Below are 17,718 nucleotides of genomic sequence, written 5' to 3'. Positions count from 1 at the left end.
AAGGAGTGCAAACGTGTTTGAGTCCGCGGCGGAGCCTCCCTTTCCCGAGAGCGACCGGGTGGACCGGGAACCGGCTCCGCACCCGCTGCTCGAGCCCGTGCTCGGGTTTCTGGGTGTGTGGCGGGGGCGGGGCCGAGGTGGGTATCCGACGCTCGACGGCGACTTCGCGTACGCGCAGGAGGTCAGCTTTGGTCACGACGGGCGTCCCTTCCTCCGGTACGAGGCCCGGGCCTGGCTGCTCGACGGTGACGGGGTGCCGTTGCGGCCCGCGGCCCGGGAGAGCGGGTGGTGGCGGCTTCAGCCGGACGGCCGGGTGGAGGCACTGGTCACCCAGCCCACCGGCATCACCGAGATCCTGGTCGGGCATGCGGGAGAGGGCGCGGTCGATCTCTCCACGCACTCCGTGGCCCTGACCCCCACCGCCAAGGACGTGACCGCCACCCGTCGCCGCTACACCCTGGCCGACGGCGACAGCGACACCTTCACGTTCGTCCACGACCTCGCGGCGGTCGGGCAGCCCCTGCAGCATCACCTCTCGGCGACCCTGCGCCGCGCGGTCGGTCAGAGCACCCCGCCCACCTCGTCCTGGAACAGCTCCGTCCAGTAGTGCCAGTCGGCGTCCGTCGTCGTGCCCGTCGGGTCGATGGTGGACAGGGCCCGGACCATCGTCTTGGCGACCTGGACGTACAGCGTGTTCGTCAGCTCGTGGGCGAGCGACTCGTCTATCTGGCGCTCCCGGTGCAGGAGCCAGAGGGTGAAGGCGAGGGTGGAGATGTCGGTGTTGAGGGGGTGGAGGGTCGCTTCCCGCTCGCTCCAGTTCAGGACCGCGCCCGTCTCGCCGTCGACGACCAGGGTGTTGTCCTCGATCAGGTGGCCGAGGACGATCAGGTGTTCGGCGCGGGGCGGGAGGGCGACCAGCTGGTCGGCCCGGTGCTCCGCGAGGGTCGGCAGCGGGGCGTCCGGGTCGGTGTGGAAGAGGACGCCGTCCTCGGGCAGGCCCGTCTCCGCCAGGAAGCGACGGGTCGGAGCGTGCGTGAGCGTGGACGGGAAGTCGATGTCCTCGAAGCGGACGACGTGGCTGCGGCCGAACTCCTGGTCCAAAAGGCGCGGCGGGAGGTCCAGGGCCAGGCCGGACGCCGTGCCCGGGCCCGCCACCAGGGCCAGCGGACGGATCAGGGCCGCGATCTTCCAGAACGTCGGCACCTCGCCGCCCGTGCCCTCCTCGAACACCGTCAGCAGCTGACGCGTCGCCTCCTCCACGGCCGTAGGACCGAAGCGTCCGGCGTACGCCGCGAACTGGCCGCGTACCTCCGTCAGTTCGTCCGTAGCGGTCGCGAAGCGGACCAGGGTGGGGAGGGAGGGGGCCAGCGGGGTGCGGTCCATCAGGTCCGGGCGTGCGGGAAAGAACGCCGTGGTCGAGACCTCGCCCGTGACTCCGTCGAGCAGGACCGACTCCCTCTCCCTGCCGTGCAGATCCGTCAGTCCGCCTATCACCAGCTGGTCGCACAGCTCCTGGCTGAGCCGGCCGCCGGACTCGGCCGTCGCGTCCGCGACCGTCCGCAGGCCCTCCCGGCGCAGCTCCTCGAAGGTGAACAGGTCGCTGTCGACGGGCAGTCCGGGCCCGCTGAGCCAGCGGCGGGTCGACACATGTGAGATGTACGGATGCAGTTCGTCCTCGGTCAGTCTGATCGCCGCTACGGCGGCATCGGTCGTGCTCATGGCTCCCCCGTGTGCTTCGTACGCAGTCCCCTGGCCGGGCACGGCACGGCGAACCCGTCGGGCCTGCGCTCGTCCCCCACTGCTCGAAACACTACGCGCCACCACTGACAACGCCCCCGTACCAAGGAGACGTCAGAGCACCCTCGCGCGTTCCCGCCCCGCGAGAATCGCCTCCACCGTCTGCGTCGGGGTCAGTGCGGAGGTGTCCAGCCACAGGCCGATCCGCGGAGTCGACGTCCGCAGCGCCTCGTCCAGCTCGGGGATCGTCCAGGCCTCGCCGTCGTAGCCCGTCTTCGCCCGGCCGGCCTCCCGGGCGGCCACCGTCCCGGCGTCCGGTGCCAGGACGACGACGTACAGCGGCCGGGTCCGGACCAGTCCGACGTACGCCGTCAGGTCCTCGCCCAGCACCACGTCCTGTACGACGGCCGTGAATCCGGCCTCGACGTACGCGTCCGCCGTCGCGGCCGACAACCGGTACCGCAGACGGAGTTGAGCCGAGGCCTCTCCGGAGGCGCCGGGCAGGTACTCCGCACGCCCCGACACGATCATCCGCCGGAACACGTCCCCCCGGACATGCGCCGCCCTCGGCAACAGCTCGGCCAGCGCTTGCGCCACCGTCGACTTCCCGGCCGCCATCACACCGGTGACCAGCACGACCCCGCGCATCACGCGAAGTACACGCCGCCCACCACGACCACGATCGCCGCCACCACGAACAGCAGGATCCACAGTGCCAACTTGCCCAGGCCGGGCGGCGGTTCGTACTCGCGGGACTCCTGACCGGGCGAACTCATCGGTCCGTCACCACCGCGGCCTGCGGACGGATCGGGAGCCGGTTCACGGGACGGCCCGTCGCGGCCCGTACGGCCGACGCGACGGCCGCCGGGGAGGTGACCACCGGCACCGCGCTGGCCGCCTTCGCCCCGAACGGCGCGACGACGTCCCGCTCCTCGACGAGCTTGACGATCCGGATCTCCGGCGCGTCCAGGGCCGTCGGCAGCGCGTACCCGGTGAGGTCAGGGTGGCGGATCAGCCCGCGCGCGCTGCGCAGGTTCTCCGTGAGCGCTATCCCGACGCCCTGGGTGACGCCCGCTTCGATACGGGCCTCCAGCTGCGCGGGGTTGAGGATCCGGCCGACGTCCTGGGCGAGCGCCAGCTCGACCACGCGGACGGAGCCGAGTTCGATGTCGACGTCGACCACCGCGCGGATCGCGCAGAACGCCATGCCGACGAAGGCGTCGCCCTGGCCGGCCTCGTTGAGGGGTTCCGTCGGGTGCGGCCGGCACTGGGCGGTGGCCCATAGTTCCTTGCCGTCCATGGCCTCGGTGACGGTCGTCGACAGGACTCCGTCGTACGAGGTGATCTTGCCGTCGGTGATCTGGAGCAGTTCGGTGGACATGCCGAACTTGTGCGCCAGGGGCTGGAGCAGCTGGGTGCGGACCATCTTGGCCGCGCGCTCCACCGCGCCGCCCGAGACCCAGGTGTGACGGCCGCGGCAGCCGGGGCCCGCCGGGGGCTGGTCCGTGTCGACCGGGGCGACGTGCACCTCGTCGATGCCGAGGGTCTCCTGGACGATCTGGCGGGCCAGGGTGGTGAATCCCTGGCCGGTCTCGACGGCCGCGCAGAGCACCGTGGCGACGCCGTCCTGGACCCGTACGGTCGCCGTGGAGACCTCGTCCGCGCCCTCCGCGCCGAGCATGTGCACCATGCCGAGGCCGTAGCCGACGCCCCTGCGGATCGCGCCCGGTTCGCCCGCGCCCTCGGGGCCGCCGGGCAGCAGCCACTCGTCCTCGGGGGTGTCCTTGGGGAGGGCGGGCAGCGGGAAGTCCCGTACCGCCTGGAGCAGTTCGGCGACCGGAGCGGGGCAGGTGACCGTCTGGCCGGTCGGGAGTATGTCACCGGTGGCGAGGGCGTTGCGCAGACGCAGTTCGGCCGGGTCGACGCCCAGCTTCTTGGCCAGCTTGTCCATCTGTGCCTCGTAGGCGGCGCACACCTGCATCGCGCCCTCGCCGCGGACATGGCCGGAGGGCGGGTTGTTGGTGCGGACGGCCCAGCCCTCGATGAAGGCGTTCGGGACGACGTACGGCCCGCAGGCGAAGCCCACGGCGGCGGCCAGGGCCTCCGAGGAGGTGTCGGCGTAGGCACCCGCGTCGAGCAGGATCTGCGCCTCGACCTTGACCAGCTTGCCCTCGGCGTCGGCGTGGTGGCGGTATCTCAGCAGGGTGGGGTGCCGGTGCACATGGCCGAGGAAGGACTCCTCGCGCGTGGCCGTCAGCTTGACCGGGCAGCCGGTTTTGAGTGCGAGCAGGCCGAGCGGGAGCTGGAAGCCCTGGTCCTCGCGGTCGGCGGTGGCGCCGGGGACGCCGGTGACGACGACCTTGACGCGCTCGGGCTCGAGTCCGTAGCAGGCGGCGGCCGTGTCGCGGTCGGCGTGCGGGTCGGTGGAGGCCAGGTAGAGCTCGACACCGCCGTCGGGGCGGGGCACGGCGAGGCCGGCCTCGGCTCCGATGGGGGCGGGGTCCTGGCGGCCGATGCGGTACTGGCCCTCGACGACGATCTCACCGGTCGCGGAAGGGTCGCCGTGCTGCAGCGGGATGTGCCGGACCAGGTTGCCGTCGGGGTGCAGGGGCTCGGCCTCGAAGGCCTGCTCCGGGTCGGTGACCGGGTCGAGGACCTCGTACTCGACGATGACGGCGGCCGCGGCCATGCGCGCGGTGTCGGGGTGGTCGGCGGCGACGGCCGCGATGGGCTCGCCGTGATGGCGTACGACCTCGGAGGCGAAGACCGGACGGTCGGCCTTGCCGCGGCCGTGCACCGGGCTGCCGGGCACGTCCTCGTGGGTGACAACCGCGCGGACTCCGGGCATCTCACGCGCGTGGGAGGTGTCGATGGACACGATGCGCGCGTGCGCGTGCGGGGAGCGCAGGACGGCCGCCCACAGCAGGCCCTCGGCCCACAGGTCGGCCGCGTACGGGAAGGTGCCCTCGGTCTTCGCGCGGGCGTCGGCGGGCGGCAGAGAGACGCCGATGCCGTGCGGAATCGGCTCGGGGGCCGGTGCTGCCTCCGCGGCGGTGGTCGCGGTGGCGGCTTCGTTGCTCACGCCTGGCCTCCGTCCTGTCCGTGTCCGTATGCCTGCTCATGCGGTCCGGCGGTGCCCGGGAACCCCGGGGAGTCGAACGCCGACGGGTGGACGCTTCCGCCCCCGGGGCCCGCCTGATGCGGGATACGTGCCTCGTCGCCGTCCGTCTCACCGTCGCCCGTCGCATGTGCCTCGCGCTCGGCGACGACCTCCTTGACGGCGTCGACGACGCCCCGGTAGCCGGAGCAGCGGCAGAGGTTGCCGCACAGCGCCTGGCGGGTCTCCAGCTCGGTGGGTGCGGGGTTGCCCTCGAGCAGGTCGTGCACGGTCATCGCCATGCCGGGTACACAGAACCCGCACTGCACGGCGCCGCACCGGGCGAGCGCCCGCTGCACGTCGGAGGGCCGGCCGTCCTCGGCGAGACCCTCGACGGTACGGACCTCGCTGCCGGCGGCGGTCACGGCGGGCACCAGGCAGGAGGCGACGAGCCGCCCGTCGACCTGGACGTTGCAGGCCCCGCACTCGCCCTGCGAGCAGCCGTCCTTGGCGCCGGCGAGTCCGAGCCGCTCGCGCAGCACGTAGAGCAGCGACTCGCCGATCCAGGCGTCGGTGACGGGGCGGTCGACGCCGTTGACGCGCAGGACGTAGGAAGCGAGGGGGTGTTCCTCGCCGGGGGGCGCGGGGGCCTGGTCGTCGGGGTTCTCGTCGGAGTCGCTCGCGTGCTCCTCCGCGGCCTCCGGCCCCGGTTCGTCGATGCCGTCCGCCGGGGCGTGCTCCGCACCGGGCTCGGCGGGGCCGTCAGCGGCTTCCACGGCCTCTTCGGCGCCTTCGGAGACCCTTGAGGGCGCCGATGCCTCTCCGGGACCGGGAGAGAGCCGTGAGGCGATTGCGGAGGGGCTGTCCCCGTAGGGCTCGGCGGGGTGGTGGGGCTCGGCGGGAGAGATGCCGTGGCCGTTGCTGTCGGCGTGCGGCTGTGCGGAGTCCTGGGCGGCCTCGCGGGACGCCTCGTCCGGCTCGGGGCGATGCGGCGCGTCGGCGACCGCGTGACTTCCGGGGTGTGCGGCGGACGGCAGGTGCGTGTCGTCCGTCGTGACGGCGTGCGCGTCACCGGCCGGGCCACCGTGCCGCTCGTCGACCTCACCGGCCGGCCCGTCACCGGCGGGCACGTGCGCGTGGCCGTCGCCCACCGGACCGGGGTGACCGTCGCCCACCGCCCCACCGTGTCCGTTGCCGAAACCGCCACCGTGCTCGGGTCCCGCTCCCGGGTCGCCCTGGGGCTGGTCCCCCCACGGCTGCGCCGGCTGCGTCGCCCAGGGCGCGGCCGCGCCGCCCGGCAGGGTCGCCGGAGGGGTGCCGCCCCACTGCTCGACCAGGGACGACGTGGTGAACTCGCCCGATTCGTCCGGGAGGTCGCCGCCGGCGACGGGGATCGACCATTGTCCGGTGACGTCGTGGCCCGGCGCGGGCGCGGCCGCGGTGTCCTCGACGTTCCACTGCTGGGTGGTCGCGGGGTTGTACGTGAACTGCCCGGTCTGGCCCTGCGGCAGGGTGCTCGGGTCGGGCCACTGCGCGCCCTCGGTCGGCACGGACCAGTTGCCCGTGGCCGCCGGGTCGGTCCCGTCTCCCGGCGCGGCCGTTATCTGCGGCGGCACATAGCCGTGACCGGGCGCGGCGAGCGGGCTGTCGGCGGAGGCCAGGAGGGCGTCGATGCCCCCTTCGGGGAGCTTCACGAAGGCGGTCGCGCCGTCGTCGTAGTCACCCTGGGGCAGCGGGTCCCAGCGGCCGGCGGCCCGGGGCGTGCCCTCTCCGTGCTGGTCGTCGGTCACGAAAGTGCCCTCCCCAGTGCTCGTCGGGCCAGCGCGGCGACAGTGCGCCGCAGATGCAGTACTGCGGGCGGATGCTGCGGCACGGAGCCGTCCGCGGCCGGTGCCGGGTCGGGGATGCAGGCCGCGGAGACGTACTCGCCGAAGGCCTCCAGGGCCTCCGGGACGATCGCGCGGTTGTTGTCCCAGTCGATGAGCCGGGCGACCCACTGCTCGGCGTCCAGGGGCCGCAGCGGCATCGGCGCTATGGCACCGACGGCGCACCTGACCCCGCGCCGGGCCGGGTCGAGGACCAGCGCGACGGAGGCCATCGCGCGGCCCGGGCCGGTGCGGCCGGTGACCTTGAGGAAGACCTGCGGGGCGTGCAGCAGCGGCACGCGCACGTAGCCGATGAGTTCGCCCGCGCGCAGCATCTCCATGCCGGCCAGCAGGTGCGAGACCGGCATCTCCCGGCGGGCTCCGTCCGGGCCCGCGATGATCAGCGTGGCTTCGAGGGCGGCGAGGACGGGCAGCGCGTCGCCCGTGGGTGCCGCAGAGGCGATGTTGCCGCCCAGGGTGCCCGCGTTGCGGATCTGCGGCGGGCCGGCGGCGCGGGCGGCGGCCGCGAGCGCGGGGATGAGGGCGGCGAAGTCGGGGCGGCCCATACGCGCGTGTGTGAGTCCGGCGCCGAGGAGCGCGTGGCCGTCCTGGTACTGCCAGCCGCGGATCTCGCTGATGCGGCCGAGGCCGACGAGGGCGGCGGGCCTGAGCTGTCCGGAGTTGACGGCGGCCATCAGGTCGGTGCCGCCGGCGACGGGCACGGCGGCGGGCATGGCGGTGAGGGCCGCCACGGCCTCGTCCAGCGTCGTGGGCAGCGTGACGGCCTGCGCCGCCTGCGGTGTGTGCGTGGTCAAACCGGCTGCCCCTTCCCGCTGCCCCACCTGGTCCTGCTGGTCCCGCCTGCTTGCTGCCGTACGGTACGTGCTGACAGGGCGGACGTGGCAACTCTGGCACATCTTCGCAACACCCGAAGACAGGGGTCCGCTAGGAGGCGTTCGGCGGCATTCGCCCGCCCCATCAGGGAGATGGTCCGTTTTCACACGGGATCACCTACACATACCGATTGACACTCTTCGGTGACCCTTAGGGCTCTTTTTCCCTTACCTGTTCGGAGGCGCTCCCTCGATGGGCCGTCCGAGCACACCGGGCCGCTTCTGCCACGGCCGCGGCCCCGTGGGCGGCCGGTAGCCGACGCCCAGGGCGTCGAGCAGCCCGTAGTGGGCGGCCATCCGCCGCTCGAAGTCGGCGAAGTCCCGTTCCGCGGGGGCGGGCAGAGGACTCCAGGCCACTTCGGCGAAGGCCGCCAGCCGGGGGAAGGTCTGGTAGTCGACGCGGCCCTGGTCCTCCATCACCTCGGTCCACACGTTGGCCTGCGCGCCGAGGACGTGCGCGGCCTCCTCGGGCGTCAACTCCGGTGGAACGGGCTCGAACCGATAGACGTCCTCCAGGGTGCGGACGTAGGCGATGGGGACCGGCTCGTCCGCGCCCGCGTCCTGCCGGTAGTCCAGGTACACCTGCTGCTCGGGGCACATGACGACGTCGTGGCCCGCGCGGGCGGCCGCGATGCCGCCCGCGTAGCCGCGCCAGGACGAGACCGCCGCGCCTTCGGCCAGCCCGCCCTCCAGGATCTCGTCCCAGCCGATGAGCCTGCGCCCGCGCGCGGAGAGCCACTTGTCGAAGTGTCCGATGAACCAGGACTGCAACTCGTCCTCGTCCGCGAGGCCGAGTTCCTCGATCCGGGCCTGGACGAGGGGCGACTCCCGCCACTGCTCCTTGGCGCATTCGTCGCCGCCGATGTGAATGAACTCGGATGGGAACAGCTCCAGCAGTTCCTCGAACACGCCCTCGTAGAAGCGCAGGGTGTTGTCAGTGGGGGCGAGTACGTTCAGAGAGATGCCCCAGCTGTCCCAGACCGTGAGGGAGGTCGTGTCGATGACGTCGGTGTTGCCGAGTTCCGGGTACGCGGTGATGGCGGCCTGCGAGTGTCCGGGTACGTCGATTTCGGGGACGACGGTGATATGCCGCTCGGCGGCGTAGGCGACGATCTCCCGGATGTCGTCCTGGGTGTAGAAGCCACCGTGCGGCTTCTCCTCCCACAGCGGTGAGGCCCCGTGGCCGAATTTGGTACGCGCCCGCCATGAGCCCACCTCGGTGAGCCGGGGGTACCTCTTGATCTCGACCCGCCAGCCCTGGTCGTCCGTCAAGTGGAAGTGGAAGACGTTGAGTTTGTGCGCGGCCATCAGATCGAGGTAGCGCAGGACTCCGTCCTTGGACATGAAGTGCCGGGCCACGTCGAGCATGAGGCCGCGCCAGCGGAATCGGGGAGCGTCGCCGATGGTGACCGGGGGCACCTCCCAGGCGCGCCCGGAGGTGACGGGGGCGCGCCGGAAGGCGGCGGGGCCGAGCAGCTGACGGAAGGTCTGGGCGCCGTAGAACAAGCCCTCCGGACCGGCCCCGTCGATGACGACGGCGTGCTCGTCCACGGTGAGGCGGTACGCCTCCGGGCTGCCGAGTTCTTCGGCGAGAGGCGGCACGATCCGCAGCAGGATGCGGCTCCCGCCGGAGGCGTACGGCTCCAGCGGGAGGCCCGTCGCCGCGCCGACCGTCGTGCGCAGCCAGCGGGCCACGCCTCCGGCGCCCCGGCCGGCCTCGATCTCGGTGTCCTCGTCGAGGACGAACGGCCGCCCGCCGGCGCCGCCGACGCTCGACGGAGCCGGAATCAGTGAAGTCACGTCAGTCCTTAACCGCTCCGCCCAGCCCCGAGACCAGGCGTCGCTGTACGAGTACGAAGAACACCAGCACCGGAATCGTCATCACCGTCGACGCGGCCATGACCCCGCCCCAGTCCGGCTCGTCCGGCTTGTAGAAGACCAGCAGGGCCATCGGCAGGGTCGACTGCGAAGTGTCGCTGATGATGAACGACTTGGCGAAGAGGAAATCGTTCCAGGCCGAGATGAAGGAGAACACGCTCGTGGCCACCAGGCCGGGGAGGACGAGGGGGAAGAGAATCTGCCACAGGAATCGCGCGCGGCTCGCCCCGTCGATGTACGCGGCCTCCTCCAAAGCCTCCGGTACGGCCTTCACGAACCCCCTCAGCATCCAGATCGCGAAGGGCAGCGAGAAGGCGATGTGGGGCAGGATCAGCGAGCCCAGTGTGTTCAGCAGACCGAAGTCCCGCATCTGGAAGAACAAGGGGATGGTGAGGGCCTCCACGGGCACCATCTGGGCCACCAGAAACATGATCAGCAAGGTGGTCCGGAAGCGGAAGCGGAATCGTGTCACGGCGGTCGCCGCGAGAAACGCGATCAACGCCGAGACGATCACGACACTGCACGCGACGACAAGGCTGTTGACGAAATACCGACCGAAATCCTGCTGCCCGAACACGCGCCGGAAGGAATCCAGCGAGGGGGCGAGCGTCCAGGGCCGGGGCTCGGTGGACTCGATCTCTCCGGCCGGTTTGAAGGCGCTGAGCACCATCCAGTAGAGGGGGAAGGCGACCACCAGGGCGATGAGCAACGCCGAGGCCTCCGCGGCCAGCCTCCAGGGACGCCGTAGAAGGTTCACAGTTCCTCCCCCTGGCGGTGGAGCAGCCGCAGGTACACGAGCGTCACGGCGAGCAGGATCAGCAGCATCACGACTCCGATCGCCGAGCCGAGGCTGTACTGCGAGGAGGCGAACGCCTGCTGGTAGGCGTAGACGTTCAGGACCAGGTTCTGGCCCGCGATGCCGCCGCCGTTGGTCATGACGTAGATCTGTGTGAAGACCTTGAAGTCCCAGATGACCGACTGGATGGTGACGACGGTCAGGATCGGCCGCAGCATCGGCGCGAGCACCGACCGCCAGATACGCCACTGCGAGGCGCCGTCCAGCGCGGCGGCCTCCAGCACCTCGGCCGGTACGGCGCGGATCCCGGCGTAGACCGTGACCATGACGAACGGGAAGGAGCACCAGACGACTTCGAGCAGGACGAGGAAGAAGGCGCTGAGCCGCCCGTACGTCCAGGAGTGGTCGCCGAGCCCCAGGATCCGGTTCACCGGGCCGAAGTCGGGGTCGAAGAGGAACAGCCAGACCGTCGACCCGGTCACGGCGGGTGTCGCCCACGCTCCGAGCGCGGCCAGCATCAACGCCAGCCGCGGCACGGCACGCACGCGCGTGAGCAGCACCGCCAGCGCGCACCCGACGGCGAGCGTCGACACCACACAGCCCGCCGCGAACAGCACGGTGGCCAGCAGCACCTGCCAGAACTCGGGGTCGGAGAACAGCGCCGAGTAGTTCCCGAACCCCTGGAAGGTGGTCGGTTCACCGCCGCTGACCTGAGCCTGGGTGTACTGGAAGAAGGAGATCAGGCCGAGCTGGTAGATGGGGTAGACGAGCAGTCCGCCGAGGACGACCAGGGCGGGGGCGAGATAGAGCCAGGGCGCCCGGGTGGCACGGTGGGTCGCCGAGGTCACCCGACGGATCCGAACGCGTCGTTCATCTTCTTCGCCGCTTCCCCGGAGGCCGCGGCCACACTCTTCTTGCCGCTGATGACCTCCTGGAACATCGTCGGCAGCACCAGCGAGGAGTCGATCTGCGACCACGCGGGCGACGCGGGCACGAACTTCGTCCCGGCCGCGAGGGTCTGCGCGAACGGCTTCACGTACGGCTGCTCGGCCGCGACCTGCTGCCGGACGTCCGCGAACGTCGGCAGGAATCCCATCGCGTCGAACATCGACGCCTGCGTCTTCTTCGACGTGAGCTGCTCCATCAGCTCGACCGCCAGCGTCCGGTGGGACGTGCTCTTCAGCACCCCGATGTTGTTGCCACCGGCGAACGCGGGAGCGATCGACCCCGCCGAGACCCCGGGCAGCGGCACCACCGCGTACTTGCCCTTGACCTTGCCGGCCTCCACCGCCGTATGGCTGAAGTCACCACCGATCGCCATTCCGGCCTTGCCCGCCGCGAACGCGGTGATCGTGTCGTTGCCGCCCATGCCGGCGCACTTCGCGGCGGGGCAGTTGTCGTCGGTGAAGAGGGAGGTGTACTCCTTGATGCCCTTCTGGGCGGCCGCACCGGAGATCGCGGAGGCGTACGAGCCGCCCTTGCCGGTGGCGAGTTCGCCGCCGTTGGCCCAGATGAAGGGCATCGCGCCGTACGTGTAGGCGCCGCCGACGACCAGGCCGTACAACTCGGGCTCGGCGGCGCGGATCTTGCGGGCGGTCACGGCCAACTCGGCCATGGTCCTGGGTGCTTGCAGACCGAGTTTGTCGAAGACGTCGGTCCGGTAGTACAGCGCGCGGACGCCGACGTAGAAGGGCGAGCCGTACATCTTCCCGTCCACGGTGACCGACGTCTTCGCGGTGGGGTCGGTGTCCTTGGCCTCGTTCCAGGCGCCGAACTCCTTGGTGACGTCGAGGAGTCCGCCGTCCTTCACATAGCCGGCGGTGTCGGTGTTGCCGTACTCCATCACGTCGGGCGCGGAGGACGGGTCGTTGAAGGCGGCCTTGACGCGCTGGGCGCGGGTCTCGATCGGGATGTACTCGACGTCGACCTTGGTGCCCTCGTGGGCCTTCTCGAAGGCGGCGACGGCGGTGTCGACGACCTTCTTCTTCGGTTCGTTGCCGACCTCCTGGAAGAGCCAGACGCGCAGAGTGCCCGTCTTCTCGTCCTTGCCGGAAGAGGAGTTGGAGGAGATCTGGGGGGCGCAGGCCGTGACGACCAGGGCCGTCAAAAGCAGGGCGGGCAAGCGGGGGGAGAGCTTCATGGAGTGATCCTCCGGACGTGCGTTGCAACATATGCAATGACGGTTTCGCTCAACGCAACGGAGGCTATGGCTTGCATGAACACGCCCACAAGAGGTCTCAACCAATTCGTGACACGCAAAAGGCCCCTGGGGCGCGGCGGAACGCGCCTCAGGGGCCTCGTGAAGCTCAGCCGGGCAGCGGGCCTACTTGTCGCCGCCCTTGTCGTCGTCCCCGGAGCCCATGGACTCGTAGATCTCCTTGCACATGGGGCACACGGGGTACTTCTTGGGATCGCGGCCGGGCACCCACACCTTGCCGCACAGCGCCACGACGGGGGTCCCGTCGAGGGCGCTCGCCATGATCTTGTCCTTCTGGACGTAGTGGGCGAAGCGCTCGTGGTCGCCGTCGCCGTGGGACACCTGCGGCGTCGGCTCTACGAGGGTCCCCGTACCAGTCCCGCGCTCGGGCTCGAGAGTGCTCATACGGCCAAGAGTAATCAACCGCCGGGAACTATGGATCCCTGGCTGGTACAACGAGCGCCGCGGGTCGTGATGCCGCGATGACGCCCGGCCACGCCTCGCTCGCGCGGCGATGAGGCAGCGGCCGCCGGTGGAGCCTCGCGACGCCACAACTCCCCGCACGGGCGGTTGGTTGCGGGGCAGCCGGGGCGGGTGGTTCGTCGGGGCCTTGGAAGCAGGGCGAGCCCCGTTCCAGGCACTCGCACGAGAGATCCACCATTGCTCGATCAGTTGAGCGAAGGGTCGTCCGCGTATGTGGCCACCATCGCCAGCTCACTGCGCTGGCGGCGCAGCACCTCGCGCCAGAGGCGCTCGGGGGACGGGGAGGAGACGTCACCGGGTTCCGACTCGACGACGTACCAGGCGCCCTCCACCAGCTCGTCCTCCAGCTGGCCCGGGCCCCAGCCGGCGTAACCGGCGAAGATGCGCAGGCTGCCGAGGGCCGAGGCGAGCAGTTCCGGCGGGGCCTCCAGGTCGACCAGTCCGATCGCGCCGTGCACTCTGCGCCAGCCCAGCGGGGCCCCGTCGACGGCCCCGCCACCGGGGATGACGGCGACCCCCAGGGCCGAGTCGAGAGAGACCGGGCCGCCCTGGAAGACGACACCGGGTTCGCCGGCGAGGTCGGCCCAGCCCTCCAGGATGTCGCCGACGTCCACCGGGGTGGGCCGGTTGAGGACGACACCGAGGGAGCCCTCCTCGTCGTGGTCGAGAAGGAGCACCACCGCGCGGTCGAAGTTCGGGTCCGCCAGGGCGGGCGTTGCCACGAGCAACCGCCCTGTGAGCGAGGACACCTCGGTCATGCCAGACATGATCCCGCATCTTCCCTCCGCGTGGGGAGGCAATGCCTCTACGGCAGTGGATGCAGCTCAGAGCGCAACGATGCGCCCCTGGCGCACAACGTGACCCGTGACCGCTTGTGCCCGACCGGGAACCGTTCGTGTTGTGACACAGCTATGACGTGTCTGGGCGGTACTTGGGCTTACTGAAGGGGGGTGGGCGGCGATTACCCTTTCCCTTCTGCCCCCTGCCCGACTCATCGGAACGCGAGATACATGACCGTCAACGGCTCTGACGACGTACTGATTGTCCACGGCGGAACCCCGCTGGAGGGCGAGATCCGGGTCCGCGGTGCGAAGAACCTCGTACCGAAGGCCATGGTCGCCGCCCTGCTGGGCAGCGAGCCGAGTCGACTGCGCAACGTTCCGGACATCCGTGACGTGCGGGTCGTACGCGGACTGCTGCAACTGCACGGGGTGACGGTCCGTCCGGGTGAGGAACCGGGCGAGCTGGTGATGGACCCGACGCACGTCGAGAGCGCGAACGTCGCTGACATCGATGCCCACGCGGGTTCCAGCCGCATCCCGATCCTGCTGTGCGGTCCGCTGCTGCACCGCCTCGGTCACGCCTTCATCCCCGGCCTGGGCGGCTGTGACATCGGTGGCCGGCCCATCGACTTCCACTTCGAGGTGCTGCGGCAGTTCGGAGCGACGATCGAGAAGCGCGCGGACGGGCAGTTCCTGGAGGCGCCGCGGCGGCTTCGGGGTACGAAGATCACGCTGCCGTACCCGTCCGTCGGCGCGACCGAGCAGGTCCTGCTGACGGCCGTCCTCGCCGAAGGTGTCACCGAGCTCTCGAACGCCGCGGTGGAACCGGAGATCGAGGACCTGATCTGCGTCCTGCAGAAGATGGGCGCCATCATCGCGATGGACACCGACCGGACCATCCGCGTCACGGGTGTGGACCGGCTCGGCGGCTACAACCACCGCGCCCTGCCGGACCGCCTGGAGGCCGCCTCCTGGGCGTCCGCCGCGCTGGCGACCGAGGGCAACATCTACGTCCGCGGCGCCCAGCAGCGCTCGATGATGACGTTCCTGAACACCTACCGGAAGGTGGGCGGCGCCTTCCAGATCGACGACGAGGGCATCCGCTTCTGGCACCCGGGCGGCCAGTTGAAGTCCATCGCCCTCGAAACGGACGTGCACCCCGGCTTTCAGACGGACTGGCAGCAGCCGCTGGTGGTGGCCCTTACACAGGCCACGGGCCTGTCCATCGTCCACGAGACGGTCTACGAGTCCCGCCTGGGCTTCACCTCGGCGCTGAACCAGATGGGTGCTCACATCCAGCTCTACCGCGAGTGCCTGGGCGGCTCGAACTGCCGCTTCGGCCAGCGCAACTTCCTGCACTCGGCGGTCGTCTCCGGCCCCACCAGGCTCCAGGGCGCCGATCTGGTCATCCCCGACCTCCGCGGCGGCTTCTCGTACCTGATCGCGGCGCTGGCGGCCCAGGGCACGTCCCGGGTCCACGGCATCGACCTCATCAACCGCGGCTACGAGAACTTCATGGAGAAGCTCGTGGAACTGGGCGCGAAGGTCGAGCTGCCGGGCAAGGCGCTCGGCTGACCCCCGCCCCGCCTCTCCGTCCCCGGGCCGCGTCCGGTCTCTGCTGGGGGTCCGGGGGTCATCCCCCGGATGGACACAGCATGGAGAAACTCGTGGAACTGGGCGCGAAGGTCGAGCTGCCGGGCAAGGCGCTCGGCTGAGCCTCTCTTCCGGTACGACGATGGGGCGGCCGCCCGGTTCCGGGTGGCCGCCCCATTGGCGTTACTGAGACGGGTACGTCGTCCCGAGACGCACCGTCGGACCTACTTGCCCTTGGCGGCTTCCTTGAGCTTGGAGCCCGCCGAAACCTTGACGCTGTAGCCGGCCGGGATCTGGATCGGGTCACCGGTCTGCGGGTTGCGCGCGGTACGAGCGGCACGGTGGGTGCGCTCGAAGGTCAGGAAGCCGGGGATGGTGACCTTCTCGTCACCCTTGGCGACGATCTCGCCGACAGTCTCGGCGAACGCGGCCAGAACGGCGTCGGCGTCCTTGCGGGTCACCTCGGCGCGGTCGGCCAGCGCGGCCACCAGCTCACTGCGGTTCATGTTGTTACTCCCGTGTTCTTCTTGCCGTTGGGGTGTGCCACGCGGCGGGGCCGCACACGAGGCACAGCGAAGCCGATGCGCTCGCGCCCAGGGACGCATCCTGCCCCTACCTGCTGCGGGAAAGCCAATCCGGCACCCGTAGGACTCGTATGAACACCCTAGGGGGTCACACGAACAGAGGCCTGGGCGTGGCGCCACCCTAGAGGGTGCCGTGAAGCGCCCGGTTCCGCGACGCGCCGGGCCGGAGGACCGCCGTGGCAATCCTCACAGCCGAACAGCCGACGCTCACTCACTGTAGACGCAAGCCCTACGCCGTCGCCCCGGCGGCCTTCGCCGCGTCCCGCACCGCACCCGCGACCGCGCCCGCGACCTTGTCGTTGAAGACGCTGGGGATGATGTAGTTCGGGTTGAGCTCGTCCTCGGTGACGACGTCCGCGAGCGCCTTCGCGGCCGCGAGCATCATGTCCGTGTTGACCGTGCGGGACTGGGCGTCCAGCAGACCGCGGAAGACACCCGGGAAGACCAGCACGTTGTTGATCTGGTTCGGGAAGTCGGAACGGCCGGTGGCCACGACGGCCGCCGTCTGACGGGCGACCGCCGGGTCGACCTCGGGGTCGGGGTTCGCGAGCGCGAACACAATCGCACCCTCGGCCATGGCGGCGACGTCGGTGCCGTCCAGGACGTTCGGGGCGGAGACGCCGATGAAGACGTCCGCGCCACGCACGGCCTCCTTCAACGTCCCGGTCAGGCCCTCGGGGTTGGTGTTGTCGGCGATCCAGCGCAGTGCCGAGCCCGGAGCGGCGTCGACGAGGTCCTCACGGCCGGCGTGCACGACGCCGTGGATGTCGGCGACGACGGCGTTCTTGAGGCCCGCGGCGAGCAGCAGCTTGAGGATGGCCGTACCGGCCGCGCCGGCGCCGGACATGACGACGCGGATGTTCTCAATTGCCTTGCCGGTGACGCGAAGTGCGTTCGTCAGGGCGGCGAGGACGACGATCGCGGTGCCGTGCTGGTCGTCGTGGAAGACGGGGATGTCGAGGGCCTCGCGCAGCCGGGCCTCGATCTCGAAGCAGCGCGGCGCGGAGATGTCCTCGAGGTTGATGCCGGCGAAGCCGGGGGCGATCGCCTTGACGATCGCGACGATCTCGTCGGTGTCCTGGGTGTCGAGGCACAGCGGCCAGGCGTCGATGTCGGCGAAGCGCTTGAAGAGGGCCGCCTTGCCCTCCATGACCGGCATGGCGGCCATCGGGCCGATGTTGCCGAGGCCCAGGACCGCCGAGCCGTCCGTCACGACCGCAACGGTGTTGCGCTTGATGGTGAGGCGGCGGGCGTCCTCGGGGTTCTCGGCGATGGCCATGCAGACGCGGGCGACACCCGGCGTGTAGATCATCGACAGGTCGTCACGGTTGCGGATCGGATGCTTGGACTGCATCTCGATCTTGCCGCCGAGGTGCATGAGGAACGTACGGTCCGAGACCTTGCCGAGCGTGACGCCCTCGATGCCGCGCAACTGCTGGACGATCTCGTCGGCGTGGGCCGTGGAGCTCGCCGCGATGGTGACGTCCATCCGGAGCTTCTCGTGGCCTGAGGCGGTCACGTCGAGGCCGGTCACCGAGCCTCCGTGGGACTCTACGGCCGTGGTGATCTGGGAGACCGCGGTACCACCCGCGGGTACCTCCAGCCGGACCGTAATCGAGTAGGAGACGCTGGGCGCCGTTGCCATGGCCGACTTCCTCTGCTTTCACCTGTGACGCTGATGCCGTCCGATGGTCGCACCTACTGATGAGTAGGCGTTAGCCGCTCGGGATTGCGGACTTTTTGTTCATAACGAGAGAGGCCCACGTCACATGGACGTGGGCCTCTCTCAGGTCAATGACACCGACCCGCCATG

General features: G+C 70.6%; 16 protein-coding genes. 2 read left to right on the top strand and 14 right to left on the bottom strand.

Annotated elements, in window-relative coordinates; genetic code table 11:
- Window positions 1–13 precede the first annotated feature (13 nt).
- Window positions 14–607 carry an FABP family protein gene (locus M2157_RS29420; protein ID WP_280866672.1) on the top strand — a complete coding sequence of 198 codons (594 nt, stop codon included), beginning with the start codon at window positions 14–16 and terminating at the stop codon, window positions 605–607.
- Here M2157_RS29420 and M2157_RS29415 read toward each other — a convergent pair.
- The 12 genes from M2157_RS29415 to M2157_RS29360 form a co-directional block, all read right to left on the bottom strand.
- Window positions 562–1,719: an SUKH-4 family immunity protein gene (locus M2157_RS29415; RefSeq protein ID WP_280857965.1), complete on the bottom strand. Its 1,158-nt coding sequence runs from the start codon at window positions 1,717–1,719 to the stop codon at window positions 562–564. The two genes, M2157_RS29420 and M2157_RS29415, sit on opposite strands and share 46 nt — an antisense overlap.
- Window positions 1,720–1,851: 132 nt before the next feature.
- Complete coding sequence (locus tag M2157_RS29410; protein ID WP_280866671.1) at window positions 1,852–2,385, bottom strand: AAA family ATPase; 534 nt, start codon at window positions 2,383–2,385, stop codon at window positions 1,852–1,854.
- On the bottom strand, window positions 2,385–2,513 hold the full coding sequence (locus M2157_RS29405) for a hypothetical protein (protein ID WP_280857967.1): 129 nt from the start codon (window positions 2,511–2,513) through the stop codon (window positions 2,385–2,387). The genes M2157_RS29410 and M2157_RS29405 overlap by 1 nt, the downstream gene beginning before the upstream one ends.
- The gene (locus M2157_RS29400) at window positions 2,510–4,819 is read right to left on the bottom strand and encodes a molybdopterin cofactor-binding domain-containing protein (protein WP_280857968.1); all 2,310 of its coding nucleotides are present in this window, start codon (window positions 4,817–4,819) and stop codon (window positions 2,510–2,512) included. The genes M2157_RS29405 and M2157_RS29400 overlap by 4 nt, the downstream gene beginning before the upstream one ends.
- A complete protein-coding gene (locus tag M2157_RS29395; protein ID WP_280866670.1) occupies window positions 4,816–6,624 on the bottom strand; it encodes a 2Fe-2S iron-sulfur cluster-binding protein in 1,809 nt (602 codons plus the stop codon). Before M2157_RS29395 ends, M2157_RS29400 begins: the two co-directional genes overlap by 4 nt.
- A complete protein-coding gene (locus tag M2157_RS29390; protein ID WP_057610828.1) occupies window positions 6,621–7,514 on the bottom strand; it encodes an FAD binding domain-containing protein in 894 nt (297 codons plus the stop codon). The genes M2157_RS29395 and M2157_RS29390 overlap by 4 nt, the downstream gene beginning before the upstream one ends.
- A 246-nt stretch (window positions 7,515–7,760) precedes the next feature.
- Window positions 7,761–9,392, bottom strand: a complete 1,632-nt coding sequence (locus M2157_RS29385) for a beta-N-acetylhexosaminidase (protein ID WP_280857970.1) — start codon at window positions 9,390–9,392, stop codon at window positions 7,761–7,763.
- A gap of 1 nt (window position 9,393) precedes the next feature.
- Window positions 9,394–10,227, bottom strand: a complete 834-nt coding sequence (locus tag M2157_RS29380; protein WP_280857971.1) for a carbohydrate ABC transporter permease — start codon at window positions 10,225–10,227, stop codon at window positions 9,394–9,396.
- Window positions 10,224–11,114, bottom strand: coding sequence for a sugar ABC transporter permease (locus M2157_RS29375; RefSeq protein ID WP_280857972.1), 891 nt, complete (start codon window positions 11,112–11,114; stop codon window positions 10,224–10,226). Before M2157_RS29375 ends, M2157_RS29380 begins: the two co-directional genes overlap by 4 nt.
- A complete protein-coding gene (locus M2157_RS29370) occupies window positions 11,111–12,406 on the bottom strand; it encodes an extracellular solute-binding protein (protein ID WP_280866669.1) in 1,296 nt (431 codons plus the stop codon). Before M2157_RS29370 ends, M2157_RS29375 begins: the two co-directional genes overlap by 4 nt.
- A 183-nt stretch (window positions 12,407–12,589) precedes the next feature.
- Window positions 12,590–12,868 (bottom strand): DUF3039 domain-containing protein, encoded by a 279-nt coding sequence (locus M2157_RS29365; RefSeq protein WP_057610823.1) that lies wholly within the window; start codon window positions 12,866–12,868, stop codon window positions 12,590–12,592.
- A 263-nt stretch (window positions 12,869–13,131) separates the two neighbouring features.
- Complete coding sequence (locus tag M2157_RS29360; RefSeq protein ID WP_280857974.1) at window positions 13,132–13,704, bottom strand: YqgE/AlgH family protein; 573 nt, start codon at window positions 13,702–13,704, stop codon at window positions 13,132–13,134.
- A 252-nt stretch (window positions 13,705–13,956) separates the two neighbouring features.
- Between M2157_RS29360 and murA the strand changes: the two genes are divergently transcribed.
- Window positions 13,957–15,303, top strand: a complete 1,347-nt coding sequence (gene murA / locus M2157_RS29355) for a UDP-N-acetylglucosamine 1-carboxyvinyltransferase (RefSeq protein WP_280866668.1) — start codon at window positions 13,957–13,959, stop codon at window positions 15,301–15,303.
- Window positions 15,304–15,545: 242 nt separating this feature from the next.
- Here the strand turns inward: murA and M2157_RS29350 are convergent, their stop codons facing one another.
- Entirely contained in the window at window positions 15,546–15,827 is a 282-nt protein-coding gene (locus tag M2157_RS29350) for an HU family DNA-binding protein (protein WP_007382399.1), read from the bottom strand.
- 307 nt (window positions 15,828–16,134) lie between these two features.
- Window positions 16,135–17,550: an NAD-dependent malic enzyme gene (locus tag M2157_RS29345; RefSeq protein ID WP_280866667.1), complete on the bottom strand. Its 1,416-nt coding sequence runs from the start codon at window positions 17,548–17,550 to the stop codon at window positions 16,135–16,137.
- Between the last annotated feature and the right edge of the window lie 168 nt (window positions 17,551–17,718).

It is taken from the genome of Streptomyces sp. SAI-127, from assembly GCF_029894425.1.
In the GTDB taxonomy this organism is placed as follows: domain Bacteria; phylum Actinomycetota; class Actinomycetes; order Streptomycetales; family Streptomycetaceae; genus Streptomyces.
Note: the sequence above shows the minus strand (reverse complement) of the source record. Positions and strands in the feature narration are given on the sequence as shown.